The 12,597-nt window shown below is 70.7% G+C and carries 11 protein-coding genes and 1 tRNA gene; 7 read left to right on the forward strand and 5 right to left on the reverse strand.

Going from position 1 to position 12,597, the window contains the following annotated elements; translation table 11 throughout:
• The first annotated feature begins 342 nt into the window (after window positions 1-342).
• The 3 genes from OYE22_RS17445 to OYE22_RS17455 are packed head-to-tail and all read left to right on the forward strand — an operon-like array spanning window position 343 to window position 2,894.
• Entirely contained in the window at window positions 343-735 is a 393-nt protein-coding gene (locus OYE22_RS17445; protein ID WP_277321273.1) for a hypothetical protein, read from the forward strand.
• A 30-nt stretch (window positions 736-765) separates the two neighbouring features.
• Window positions 766-1,575, forward strand: a complete 810-nt coding sequence (locus OYE22_RS17450; protein WP_277321274.1) for a hypothetical protein — start codon at window positions 766-768, stop codon at window positions 1,573-1,575.
• Window positions 1,572-2,894 carry a 7-cyano-7-deazaguanine synthase gene (locus tag OYE22_RS17455; protein ID WP_277321275.1) on the forward strand — a complete coding sequence of 441 codons (1,323 nt, stop codon included), beginning with the start codon at window positions 1,572-1,574 and terminating at the stop codon, window positions 2,892-2,894. The genes OYE22_RS17450 and OYE22_RS17455 overlap by 4 nt, the downstream gene beginning before the upstream one ends.
• A gap of 223 nt (window positions 2,895-3,117) precedes the next feature.
• Here the strand turns inward: OYE22_RS17455 and OYE22_RS17460 are convergent.
• Window positions 3,118-3,191 (reverse strand) — tRNA-Pro (locus OYE22_RS17460).
• Between the two features lie 265 nt (window positions 3,192-3,456).
• A complete protein-coding gene (locus OYE22_RS17465; RefSeq protein WP_277321276.1) occupies window positions 3,457-4,398 on the reverse strand; it encodes a metallophosphoesterase in 942 nt (313 codons plus the stop codon).
• A gap of 77 nt (window positions 4,399-4,475) precedes the next feature.
• Between OYE22_RS17465 and OYE22_RS17470 the strand changes: the two genes are divergently transcribed.
• Window positions 4,476-4,940: a GatB/YqeY domain-containing protein gene (locus OYE22_RS17470; protein ID WP_277321277.1), complete on the forward strand. Its 465-nt coding sequence runs from the start codon at window positions 4,476-4,478 to the stop codon at window positions 4,938-4,940.
• A gap of 248 nt (window positions 4,941-5,188) precedes the next feature.
• On the opposite strand, the gene OYE22_RS17475 is transcribed toward OYE22_RS17470, so the two are convergent.
• Entirely contained in the window at window positions 5,189-7,483 is a 2,295-nt protein-coding gene (locus OYE22_RS17475; RefSeq protein ID WP_277321278.1) for a transglycosylase domain-containing protein, read from the reverse strand.
• 386 nt (window positions 7,484-7,869) lie between these two features.
• Between OYE22_RS17475 and OYE22_RS17480 the strand changes: the two genes are divergently transcribed.
• Complete coding sequence (locus OYE22_RS17480; protein ID WP_176162621.1) at window positions 7,870-8,223, forward strand: WhiB family transcriptional regulator; 354 nt, start codon at window positions 7,870-7,872, stop codon at window positions 8,221-8,223.
• Between the two features lie 660 nt (window positions 8,224-8,883).
• Here OYE22_RS17480 and OYE22_RS17485 read toward each other — a convergent pair.
• Together OYE22_RS17485 and OYE22_RS17490 are read right to left on the reverse strand one after the other, a co-directional pair.
• Window positions 8,884-10,389 carry an ArsA-related P-loop ATPase gene (locus OYE22_RS17485; protein ID WP_277321279.1) on the reverse strand — a complete coding sequence of 502 codons (1,506 nt, stop codon included), beginning with the start codon at window positions 10,387-10,389 and terminating at the stop codon, window positions 8,884-8,886.
• Between the two features lie 367 nt (window positions 10,390-10,756).
• Window positions 10,757-11,734, reverse strand: a complete 978-nt coding sequence (locus OYE22_RS17490) for an ArsA-related P-loop ATPase (RefSeq protein ID WP_277321280.1) — start codon at window positions 11,732-11,734, stop codon at window positions 10,757-10,759.
• A 72-nt stretch (window positions 11,735-11,806) separates the two neighbouring features.
• Here OYE22_RS17490 and OYE22_RS17495 point away from each other — a divergent pair, with 72 nt between their 5' ends.
• Window positions 11,807-11,968: a DUF4177 domain-containing protein gene (locus OYE22_RS17495; protein WP_176162618.1), complete on the forward strand. Its 162-nt coding sequence runs from the start codon at window positions 11,807-11,809 to the stop codon at window positions 11,966-11,968.
• On the forward strand, window positions 11,965-12,432 hold the full coding sequence (locus tag OYE22_RS17500; protein WP_277321281.1) for a RidA family protein: 468 nt from the start codon (window positions 11,965-11,967) through the stop codon (window positions 12,430-12,432). The genes OYE22_RS17495 and OYE22_RS17500 overlap by 4 nt, the downstream gene beginning before the upstream one ends.
• The last annotated feature ends 165 nt before the right edge of the window (window positions 12,433-12,597 follow it).

Here is a 12,597-nt window from a genome sequence, read left to right on the forward strand (position 1 = left end):
TCACGGACCGCTCCCTCGGCGTTGGTGCGCACACCGCCCGGAGCGGGGAGACGGTGCGCGGCCACGTCCTCGACGCGTAGGACTGTGCCAGATCAGGCACCCGGTGCGGCCGTGCCGACGTGCGCCATCGGGGGGAGAACGATGTTCGAGGCCAGAGGGGTACGGCGGCCCGTCCCACCACACCCGACGGAGGCGGCGCACGGGCCGCTGACGCGTGCCGCGAGCACCTCACTACGCCGTCCCCGCGCGCCGCGCGCCCCCAACCCCGGGGCTCGTGGGCGGCACCCGCTGTCTCCACGCCATCGAGGCCGTCGCACGCCGTCTCGACCTACCCCCGAGGACGTGATCGCCGCCAAGAACGTCGTCGACTCCGGCAACACCTCGGCCGCGTCCGTCCCGCTGGTCGTCCTGGCCAAGCTCACCGAGCCGAGCGCGGCGACCTCCCCTCCGTCGCCCCTGTTCCGCTGCTTGCCTGCGGTGGCGACCTCTCCTGGTCGGGCCAGGGAGTTACCTGCCCACGACCAGACGCGCGGCTCCGACGTGCGGCCCGGCGCAAGGGACGTTCCCGCCAGCCTCCATCACGCCCGCCCGCACGGTTTGCGTGGAATGCGTAACGCACTGTTATGGCCCATCGCGCTCATAGGCGCATATGTCACGGAAGGTGATGCCCGTGGTCGGCTGATCGAGCAACCGATCCCCGCTGCCCTGGCCGACTCCCGCCCTACCTGGGGATGATCCGCCCTGCTGCCATGGATGGAGAGCGGCTTGGGCGACATCGTTGGGGGCAATGTGGGGACATCCACGCGATGGCAGGGACCGAACGGCGACCAGTGGAGCTCCGCTTCCCGACGGCTGGCGCACTGGCGCGACGACTCGCGGAACGCGGGGCGACGACTCGAAGAGATAGCCGCGGACCACCTGCGCGCCCTACACGAGACCCTCCGCGCCGATCGATCGGCCTTTGGGCTCTACGACACGGCCTGTGCGGCCGGGGAACGACTCGCCAGAGCCCTGGGCTCGCTGTCCACCGAGGGCGCGGAGTCGGAGAACGCGCTCATCGCGCGCCTCGTCTCGGAGGCCGGCGGCGACGGCGGCACACTCGCCGACGCCGCGGTCCGCAGGGGGGTGGCAGCGGCAGTTCGGGATGTCCGGAACAGACACCCCGAACTAGACGACGCCATGGCCAAAGGCGCCGCAGGCGCCGGCTTCTCCTGGGACCTCCTGTGCGACCTCTACCAGTTGTTCTTCGCCGCCACGGTGGGGGAGTTCCTCCGGTCCGTCGTCGCCGAACACGTCAAGCTGGCCGTGCCCGTGCTGATCGCGACCGATCCGGAAAGCACGATCGCCGACTGGGTCGCGGACAAGGTGGTGGACCTGGTGCCGAGCCCTTGTGAGGAAGCGGCCGAAGGAACGCGTCTCACACGGGCCGTGGACACGACGCGGTCGCTGGTGGGCTCTGCGCGGGACCCGTCCGCGCTGCCCAGGATCGCCGAATCGCTGGTGCCACGGGCGGTCGGAAGCGTACTCGGCCTGATCACACAGGAGACCACCGGAGAAGGGGGAGCCGCTGCATGACCGAATCCGACCACCTCCTGTGGTGGCGCGGCTGTCGCGCGGACCGGCCTCGTCACGGCCGGTGGATGGAGATCGGCGAGGAAACCTTCCAGGAAACGGAGCGCCGCAGCTACAGCCGACACCATCTGCCCGGCCCTGTCGCCGACTGGGCCGAGGACCTGTTCCGCGTCGCCAGGGCCGCGTTCATCGCCGACAAGTACGTGCGCCGCACCGGCGCCCGAGACCGGTGGACCCGCCGCATCAGCCTCTCCGTGCCGGTCACGGAGTACGAGCGGTGGCAGAGCACGGCCACCCGTAACCACCTCACCGCCCTCCTCCAGACCTTGACCGGAGACCTCTGGAGCGTGGACTTCCGGCCGCTCACCGGCCACTACGTCGAGGAGCCGATGGCCTCCCCCGACGACGTGCGCGCCTCGGAAGTGGCGCTGTTCTCCGGCGGACTGGACTCCCTGAGCTGGGCCGCCACCCGTTCCCTGGCCGACGACACCCGACCGCTGTTGCTCGTGATGTTCCGCGAGATCGGCCTGCTGCGCCTCCAGCAGCGGGTGTACAAGGCCGTCAAACGGCTGAGCGAGTGCCGGCGGGTGCTTCTGCTGCCGATGAGTCAGACCCCGGCGGGCGATGGCACCGGACTACGTCTGGAAACCTCGTCCCGTACCCGCGGCCTGCTGTATGCGGCGGGCGCGATCCGCGCCGCTACCGCGCATGGCGTGGGCACCGTCCACATCCCCGAAAACGGCCAGCTCGCCCTCAATCCGCCTCTGACGCCGGCACGTTCGGCCGCGTGTTCCACCCGCTCCGTACACCCGTGGACGCTGGTACGTCTCAACGCTCTGGTCACCGCGGTGGCGGACGTCGGGAGCGAGGTAGAGGTGGTCAACCCCTTGGCTACGCTGACGAAAGGAGCGGTGTGCAAGGCAGCAACTGACGCGGGCCTTACCCCGTCCGATCTGGAGTCCACCCTGAGCTGCGGCAAACCCCCCACCCGCCGTGCCGGTGGCCCGCCCACGGCCAACTGCGGCGTCTGCTTCCCGTGCCTGGTACGCCGCAGCGGCCTGCTCCACGCGAACGGCACCGACGACACCCCGTACGAGGCCTTGCCTTGGGCCGACCACGCGCCCCCTGCCCGTCGCACCGACTGGCGAGCACTGCAACGCTGGCTGCTGGACCAGTACACGCTTACGGACCTCCTCACCGACACGCCGCTGCCACCGGGCACGGACCCGGTGGCAGCCTTCGAGCTGATCACGAGCGGACGACGGGAGCTGACCCGCCTGCTGGAGATGGCTGGCGCGGACGGGGGCGCCGAAGCGATCTAGCGGGTGTCGGACCTCGGCAGGCTCGGCGGTAACACCCACCGGGGCCCCTGTGCCCTCCAGCGTGAGCCCATTGCCAGGGCGAGCATCGCGGTACCGGAGCCGTCACCCTCCTCGTGGCCGCAGCCGCGAAGAAGCGAGGCTGAACACCGGCCTCGAAATGACCGATAACGAGTCAGGGCCACCGACTCATGCGAGTCGATGGCCCTGATCTGCTACTTCACAGTCGGGGTGGCGGGATTTGAACCCACGACCTCTTCGTCCCGAACGAAGCGCGCTGCCAAGCTGCGCTACACCCCGAAGCAACGAGCTCTACTTTAGCGGACCCGCCGCCGTAGACGAAATCCGGTTCCGAAGCCCCCTTCGACCCCCATCCCGGCCCCACCCACCGGGCCGACCTGGGCCGACGCTCGGGCGGGCGGATTCCAGCACTGAGCCCGACGTCGGGGCGCGCTATCCGCCGCCGGGGCGGGCGGGGGACAGGTAAGCGCCGGCGCCACCGCCACCCCCGTGAGCCGCATCACCGCAGCACCACCTCAGCCCCGCCCCCCCACACACCTGCCCCCTACCCCTCCCGCGCCGTCAAGGTCAGCAGGGTGGCCTCTGGGGGGCAGGCGAAGCGGATGGGGGTGTAGCGGTTGGTGCCGCAGCCGGCGGAGACGTGGAGGTAGGAGCGGTTGCCGCCGGCGCGGTGGGTGGACAGGCCCTTGACCCGTTCTGTGTCCAGGTCGCAGTTGGTGACCAGGGCCCCGTAGAAGGGGATGCAGATCTGGCCGCCGTGCGTGTGGCCCGCGAGGATCAGGGGATAGCCGTCGGCGGTGAAGGCGTCCAGGCTGCGCAGGTACGGGGCGTGCACGATCGCCAGGGACAGGTCGGCGTCGCTCTCCGGGCCGCCGGCCACCTTCGCGTACCGGTCGCGCTTGATGTGCGGGTCGTCCAGGCCGGTCAGGGCGATCTCGAAGCCGTCCAGCTTCAGCCGTCCCCGGGTGTTGGACAGGCCGATCCAGCCCGCCGCGTCGAACGCGTCCCGCAGCTCCTCCCACGGGTTGTGCACCGCGCCCACGACCGGCGGGTTGCCGTTCAGGCCGTGCCGGCCGCTGGCCTTCTCCAGCAGGTAGCGGGCCGGGTTGCGCAGCTTGGGGCCGTAGTAGTCGTTGGAGCCGAAGACATACGTGCCGGGGAACTCCAGAAGCGGCCCCAGGGCGTCCAGCACCTCGGGTACGGCCTCCGGGTCGGAGAGGTTGTCGCCGGTGTTGACCACGAAGTCGGGCCGCAGCCCGGCGAGCTTCTGGAGCCAGTGCCGCTTCTTGCGCTGCCCGGACACCATGTGGATGTCGGAGACCTGGAGCACCCGGAGCGGTTCCGCGCCCGGTGGCAGTACCGGAACGCTGACGCGTCGGAGCCGGAACGAGCGGGCTTCGAAGCCCGCGGCGTAGGCCAGGCCGGCCGCGCCGACTGCCGTGATTCCAGCGGTGATTCCCAGGGGTGCTCCGTATCGCGCGCGCATGATCCCATCGTCGCAGAACCCGCGGCACCCCTGAAATCACAGGGCGTCCGGCCCGGCCTCCTGGCAGACTCGACGGCATGACCACGCTCAAGACCAGGCTTCAGGACGACCTCACCGCAGCCATCAGGGCCCGCGATGAGCTGCGCTCTTCCACGCTGCGGCTCACCATCACGGCCATCACCAAGGAGGAGGTCGCGGGCGAGACCGCCCGCGAGCTGTCCGATGCCGAGGTGGAGAAGATCATCGCGCGCGAGGCGAAGAAGCGTCGCGAGGCGGCCGAGGCGTTCGCCGAGGGCGGTCGGGCGGAGTCGGCGGAGCGGGAGCGCGCGGAGGGCGAGGTGCTCGCCGAGTACCTGCCCAAGCAGCTCACCGACGACGAGCTGAACGCGCTGGTCAGCGACGCTGTCGCGGAGGCGAAGGCCGCCGGGGCCGAGGGCCCGCGCGCGATGGGCGCCGTGATGAAGATCGTGAACCCGAAAGTCGCGGGCCGGGCCGAGGGCGGCCGGGTGGCCGCCGCGGTCAAGCGCGCCCTGGCCGGCTGACCCGGCGCCCCGTAGGGGAGCGCCAGTAGGGGCCCGGCGCCATACGGCCCCCGCTCGGCGGGCCACCGCCAGGCGGGAGGCGCGCGGCGGGGGCGTGCGGAGGAGCCGCGTACGCGGCAGGGGGCGGGCGGCGCCACCGCGCCACCCGCCCCCTGCCGTAGTGGTACGACGGCCCTCCGCCGTACCACCGACCGCTACCGCCAGCTACTGCTAGCGCTAGCCGCCGCTACCGCTCCGCCTCGGTCCGGTTAGCCGAAGTCCGGCCAGCCGCCGTTGCCGCGACCACCGCCGTTACCCCGGCCACCGTTGCTCCGACCATCGCTGTCGCCGTCGCCGCCGCCGATCACGCCCGGCGGGATGGTGATGTCGGGCCACGGGTCGTCGTCGCCCTTGTCGCCACCGGGGCGCGCCGGCTTGTGGGGCTTACGCGGCTTGTCGTCGTCGCCGCGCCCCGGCTTCTTCTTTTTCTTCTTGTCGGGATCGTCGATGTGCACGGTCTTGAAGCCGGGCGCCGGCTTGCCCTCCAGCGCGCCGCTCATCGCGTCCTTCCAGATCGGACCCGGAGTGTCGGCGCCGAACACCTTCTCGTGGTGGACGCCACCGATGGTGATGTCCACCATCTCGACGTCCTTCGGACCGGGGCTGCCGACCCATACGGCACCCGCCATGTTCGGCGTGTACCCGACGAACCAGGCGGCCTTCCGCTCGTCCGTCGTACCCGTCTTGCCCGCGCTGGCCCGGCTGCTCAGCCCCGCCTTCCTGCCGGTGCCGTCCTCGACGACGCCGCGCAGCAGGGTGTTGATCGTGTCGGCCGTCTTGGTCGACATGGCCCGCGAGCACGACGACTCCGGCACCTTCAGCTTCTTGCCGCCCGGCCCGGTGATCGAGTCGATGAAGACGGGCGTGCAGTAGATGCCGCGGTTGGCGAACGTCGCGTACGCGTTGGCCATGGTCAGCGGGGACATGCCCTCACTGCCGAGGGTGACGGAGGGCACCTGCTTGATCTTGTCACCGCTCGCCGGGCGCATCCCCATCTTGTCGGCCAGCTCGGTGACCGGGCAGACACCGATCTCGCTGATCAACTGGACGAAGTAGGTGTTGACCGACTTCGCGGTCGCCTCCTGCATCCGGTACGGGCCGACCTCCGTGCGGTTTTCGTTCGCCACGGTCGCGGGGTCGTTCTCGTCGTTCCGCCAGTGGCCCTTACACGTGGCCACCGGGCTCGGGTACTCCATCTCGTACGGCGACGAGTACTCCTGGTGCGGCGGCTTGCCCTTCTCCAGGGCCGCGGCCGCGGTGATCGGCTTGAACGTCGAACCAGTCTGGAAGCCGTAGTTCGAGCCGCCCATCTTCCGGTCGGCCGACAGGTTGATCTGGGTCTCGTTGTCGCCGAAGCCGTACGGCCGCGACTGCCCCATCCCGACGACCCGGCCCGAGCCCGGCTCGACCAGCGTGACGGCGGTGGCCACCGAGTCCGTCTGGTAGACGTGGTCGGTGATCGACTTCTGTACGGAGTTCTGCGCCCGAGGGTCGAGCGTCGTACGGATGGTCAGGCCGCCCTGGTTCCAACGCTTGGCCCGCTCCTTGGACGTCTTGCCGAAGACCGGGTTGGTGAGGAAGGTCTGGCGCACGTAGTCACAGAAGAAGCCGGCCCCGTGGACGGCGGTGATGCAGCCGTTCTTGGGCTCGCTGACCTTCAGGCCGAGCGGCTTCTTGCGCGCGGCCTCGGCCTGCTGCGGCGTGATGTCCTTCACATCGGCCATCCGCTTGAGCACCATGTTGCGCCGTTTGGTCGCTTCGCGCGGATCGTTGACCGGGTCGTACCGGCTCGGCGACTGGACGAGACCGGCGAGCAGCGCCGACTGCTCCAGGTTGAGGTCCTTGGCGCTCTTGCTGAAGTAGCGCTGGGCGGCGGCCTCCACGCCGTACGCCTGCTGCCCGAAGAACGTGATGTTCAGGTAGTTCTGCAGGATGCGCTTCTTGCCCAGTTCCTTCTCGACCTGGATCGCGTACTTCAGTTCCTTGATCTTGCGGCCGACGCTCTGTTCGGTGGCGGCGGCGAACTTGTCCGAGTCGTTGCCGGCCTCTTCGATGAAGACGTTCTTCACGTACTGCTGGGTCAGCGTGGACGCGCCCTCGGAGACGCCGCCGGACTGCGCGTTCTTGTTCAGCGCGCGCAGCACCCCCTTGAGGTCCACCGCGCCGTGCTCGTAGAAGCGCGCGTCCTCGATGGCGACGATCGCCTTCTGCATGTACGGGGAGATGTCCGCCAGGTCCACCACGGTCCGGTCGCGGGAGTAGATCTTCGCGATCTCGTTGCCCTTGACGTCGAGGATCGTGGTCCGCTCGCTGAGCGGCGGCGTCTTCATGTTGGCCGGTATCTCGTCGAAGCCCTCGACGGAACCCTTGGCCGCCAGGCCGAGCACACCCGCCGCGGGCAGCGCGATGCCCGCCAGCACGGCTCCGGCCAGCACGCTGACACCGAGGAACTTCGCGGCCTGCTGGGTCGTCGTGAGACCTCCGCCGGAGCGCTTCTTTCCCATGGAGGCAGCCTACGTTCTCATTCGCCGGACAGGCGCCCGCCTGTTCGCATACGCTGTTTCTCGCCAGCCCCAGTCGTACGCTGCCGCAACACCTCTGCTGTCACTCCAGTGAGTGATGAGACCTGTCCGCATTGTCGGTAGGTGTCGCGAGATTGCCCCAAATGTTGAGGGGAATCTGCACCGCATTGTCGGAAAAGACGTCAATGTCGTCAGGTCACTCCGTTGGGTGATCTGCCGCGTACGCATAGTCCGTTCGGGCCATTCAAGATTGGGCCCGCAGGGGGTGTTGCGCCCTGCTTGCCTTCCGTAACGTCCTCAACTGGCGACGGTGAATATGCCGTTTGTCGCCGTGGGGGAGCCTCAATTCGGGAGAGGACGGCGCCAGCATGGGCTGGGTAACCGACTGGAGTGCGCAGGCAGCCTGCCGCACTACCGATCCGGATGAACTTTTCGTACAAGGCGCGGCGCAGAACAGGGCCAAGGCCGTCTGCACCGGTTGCCCGGTGCGCACGGAGTGCCTCGCGGACGCGCTGGACAACCGCGTCGAGTTCGGCGTGTGGGGCGGCATGACCGAGCGGGAGCGGAGGGCGCTGTTGCGCCGCCGTCCGACGGTCACCTCCTGGCGCAGACTGCTGGAGACCGCGCGCACGGAGTACGAGCGCGGCGCGGGCATCCTGCCCGTCGGCCTCGATGACGACGAGTACGACCACTACGACAGCGACTACGCGGCGGTCGGATAGCCGCTGGCGGGCCGCGACCGCCCTGCGGGGCACACCCTTTCGGTCGACTCGCACGCGCGCTCACCAGGAGCGTTGCCGAGCCGATCCCTGTTCGCCGGTTCCCGTACGGCCTCGACGACCGAGGCCACCTCGGCCCGGTGCGACGCGTGGGGACGCCCGCGACGTGCGGGCACTGCCGCGCGTTGGGTTCCTCCTTCGCGTTCCTGTCGCGCCGTCACGCCGCGTCCCCCTGGCGTCGTACGGTCCGATCGGTGACGCGCGGCACGCTGACGTCTCAGGGCTTGTCGTTCGCGTTGTCGCTTGCCGTGCTGTTACGCGGCATCGCTGCCACCGTCGCGGTGTCGCGCCTGCCATGGTTCGCCCAGCGGGAGCTGCTGGCCTGGGCCCTTAGCGGGCGGTGCTGGTGGTCGCGGTGGTGCGCTTGGGCAGTGCGTCGGCCCCGCGCGTGTTCCGCCGAGGAGCGTCGGTCTGAGTGGGTGCACGAGAGTGGCTGGAAATGAGTCTCGCATGCCGGGCATAGCGCGCTTTCTGCCCACCAACCGGCTGGCGGCCCCGTAGCCCGTCGGCGCTCAACCACCATCTCGTGGTGCGTCCGTGGGGCACGCCTTCGCGGCGCGGTCCGGGGCGCCGGAACCCGGCCCGGCGCCGCCGGTACTTGGTTCAGGAGCGCTGCGCCGCCAGGCGCTCGCCCACGGCGCGCAGGCCGACCAGGTCGTGCACGTCGCCCGGGAGCGCCGCGACCTCGGCCACCGGGACCTCCGGGTGCAGGGCGGTGAAGCGGTCCCGCGTGCGCTGTTCGCGCGCGAGCAGCGACATGCGCTCCGCGTGCAGCAGGAGGAGCCCCGCGGCCAACTGTTCGGCGTTGGCCCTGTCGGGGTCGCCGTCCGTGGCTGGGGTGGTCGCGGCGGGCTCGGTCGCGGCGGCGGTCACCTCCGCCGAGGTCTCCGGGGGAGTGGTGGCCTCGATGTCGGTGGCGGCGGCCGGGTCGTCCGATCCCGTGGCGGGCGCGCTGGCTGGGGTCTGCGGTGTGGTGGTGGCGTGCGGCCCCTCGTCATGGGCCAGGGCGCCGGTGGGGGCGGCGTGCTCGGCCGTGTCGTGCGGTTTGCGGGTCGTGGGCGAAGACGAACTGCCTTCCCCCTGCCCGGCGGGACGATCCACAATGCCACCGACTGGCAGATTTTCCTTTGAGTTGACCGGAGCCGTCTCCTCCACAGGCTCCTCGTCGGCGGCCCGCAGGCTCTCCGCCACCGCCAGCGCCCGCTCGGCCGACAACTGCGCGGCACCACTGCCGTGCACCCGGTTCAGCACGAGGCCGGCCAGCGGCATCCGCTCGGCGGCCAGCCGCTCGACGAAGTACGCCGCCTCGCGCAGCGCGTCCCGCTCCGGGGCGGCCACGACGAGGAAGGCGGTGCCGGGGGCCTGGAGCAACTGGTACGTGGCGTCGGCGCGCGTCCGGAAGCCGCCGAACATCGTGTCCATGGCCGCCGCGAACGTCTGCACGTCGCGCAGCAGTTGACCGCCGAGGAGCTTGCTCACCGTGCCGGTCATCATCGACATGCCGACATTGAGGAACTTCATGCCCGCCCGGCCGCCGACCTTCGCCGGGGCCATCAGCACCTTGATGAACTTCCCGTCGAGGAAGGAGCCGAGGCGCTTGGGCGCGTCCAGGAAGTCGAGCGCCGAGCGACTCGGCGGGGTGTCCACGATGATCAGGTCCCACTCGTCGCGGGCGCGCAGTTGACCGAGCTTCTCCATGGCCATGTACTCCTGCGTGCCGGCGAACCCGGCCGACAGGGACTGGTAGAAGGGGTTGCGCAGGATCGCGGCAGCGCGTTCGGCGTCCGCGTGCGCCTCGACGAACTCGTCGAAGGTCCGCTTCATGTCCAGCATCATGGCGTGCAGTTCGCCGCCGGCCGTGTCGTCGATGCCCTTGACCTGGCGCGGGACGTTGTCGAGCGAGTCGATGCCCATCGACTGGGCCAGTCGGCGGGCCGGGTCGATGGTGAGCACGACCACCTTGCGGCCCCGCTCGGCCGCCCGTACGCCCAGCGCCGCGGCCGTCGTGGTCTTGCCGACCCCGCCCGAACCGCAGCACACCACGATGCGGGTCCGCGGGTCGTCGAGCACCGCGTCGGCCTCCAGCCGTGGCGCCGTGTCCATCGTCATGCCGCCTCCTGCCCGTACGCGCGCACGGCGTACCGACTCGCGCCGCGCGTGCGCGCCGCGTGCGTACCCGTTCCGTGCGCCCGTGCCTCGTCCGTACGCGCCCCGCGCGTGCCCGTTTCCTGTGTGCGCTTGCCGCGTGTTGGCACGTCGTGCCTGACGTGCGTGGTGTGCCTGCCGTGCCTGCTCGTGCTGCTCATGCTGGATGTGCTCGGGTCGTACGGGCGCGTGCCGCGCGCGCCCGGCGTGGGTCGGGCTCCGCCGCGCGACCCCGCCGCGTGCGCGTGCCCTCGCGTACGCGGGCGCGCCGTGCGGCGACCGCTGCCGGCGTACGGAACGCCGGAGAGCCGGAGCGTCGTGCGCCGGTTCGTCACGCCGGCCACTGCTTCCGCAGGTCGGCGGCGAGCCGGTACAGGCCGGCCAGGTCGACGCCGTCCGGGAGCATCTCCAACTCGTGGGTGGGGAGGTTGAGTTGGGAGAGTTCGGCGCGCTGGACACGTTCCAGGGAGACGCGTTCCGCGTGCTCGTGGGCCTGCGCGAGCAGGGGATCGACCAACTGCTCGGCCCGTCCGCCGGCGTGCGCCGTGCCCAGGCCGGCGCGCGCGAGAACCTGGGCGATGCCGGCGCGTTCCCGGGTCGCGGCGATGTCGACGGCCGCCGCGTCCAGCACCGCGGGCCGCACCATGTTGATCACCACGCCGCCGGTCGGCAGGCCCTCGGCGCGTAGTTCGGCGATGCCGTCCATGGTCTCCTGCACCGGCATCTCTTCCAGCAGCGTCACCAGGTGCACCGCCGTCTCGGGCGACTTGAGGACCCGCATCACGGCCTGCGCCTGGTTGTGTATGGGGCCCACCCGGGCCAGCCCCGCGACCTCGTCGTTGACGTTGAGGAACCGGGTGATCCGCCCGGTCGGCGGGGCGTCCATGACGACCGAGTCGTACGCGAAGCGGCCGTCCTTGCCCTTGCGCCGCACCGCCTCGCACGCCTTGCCGGTCAACAGAACGTCCCGCAGTCCGGGGGCGACCGTGGTGGCGAAGTCGATGGCGCCGATCTTCTTGAGGGCGCGGCCGGCGCTCCCCATCTTGTAGAACATCTGGAGGTAGTCGAGCAGGGCCAACTCGGGGTCGATGGCCAGCGCGTACACCTCGCCGCCACCCGGCGCGACGGCGATCTTGCGCTCCTCGTACGGCAGCGCCTCCGTCTCGAAGAGTTGCGCGATGCCCTGCCGGCCCTCCACCTCCACCAACAGCGTGCGCCGACCCTCGGTGGCGAGAGCCAGCGCGAGTGCCGCGGCGACCGTGGTCTTGCCGGTGCCGCCCTTGCCACTAACGACATGGAGCCTGCTCACATCTGTGAGCCTAACCAGTCCCCTTTCGGGCTACGCACGAGGCTCCCGGGGAGAGGCATTACAGTCGGCACCATGACCAAGTGGGAATACGCGACCGTGCCGCTGCTCGTACACGCGACCAAGCAGATTCTGGACACCTGGGGCGAGGACGGCTGGGAGCTCGTCCAGGTCGTTCCCGGCCCGAACAACTCCGAGCAGCTCGTGGCCTACCTCAAGCGGGAGAAGGGCGCGTGAGCGCCGTCGAGCGGCGGATCGCCGACCTCGGGCTGACGCTGCCCGAGGTCGCCGCACCGCTGGCCGCGTACGTTCCCGCGGTGCGGACGGGGTCGTACGTCTACACCGCGGGCCAGCTCCCGCTGGTCGAGGGCAAGCTGTCGGTGACCGGCAAGGTCGGGGCCGAGGTGACGGCCGACGAGGCCAAGCAGCAGGCCCGGATCTGCGCCCTCAACGCCCTGGCGGCCGTGAAGTCGCAGGTCGGCGACCTGGACCGGGTGGTCAGGGTCGTGAAGGTGGTCGGCTTCGTCGCCTCGGCGACCGACTTCACCGGGCAGCCGGGCGTCCTGAACGGCGCGAGCGAGCTGCTGCACGAGGTGCTCGGCGACGCGGGCGTGCACGCGCGCAGCGCGGTCGGCGTCTCGGTGCTGCCGCTGGACGCGCCGGTCGAGGTCGAGATCCAGGTCGAGGTAGCGGACGCGTAGTACGGCGGGTGCCCGCGAGGTCTTTCGCGGGGCCCTGTGACGTCGTGGGTGTGAGCGGGCGCGCGGTCATCGGGCCGCGCGCCCGCTCGCGTGCCGGCTGGCGGGCGATGCTTGTGCTGGCGCGCGTGCCCGTGTGTGCCGGCTGTGGGCGCCGGCTCGGGTGCC

Source organism: Streptomyces sp. 71268 (genome assembly GCF_029392895.1).
In the GTDB taxonomy this organism is placed as follows: domain Bacteria; phylum Actinomycetota; class Actinomycetes; order Streptomycetales; family Streptomycetaceae; genus Streptomyces.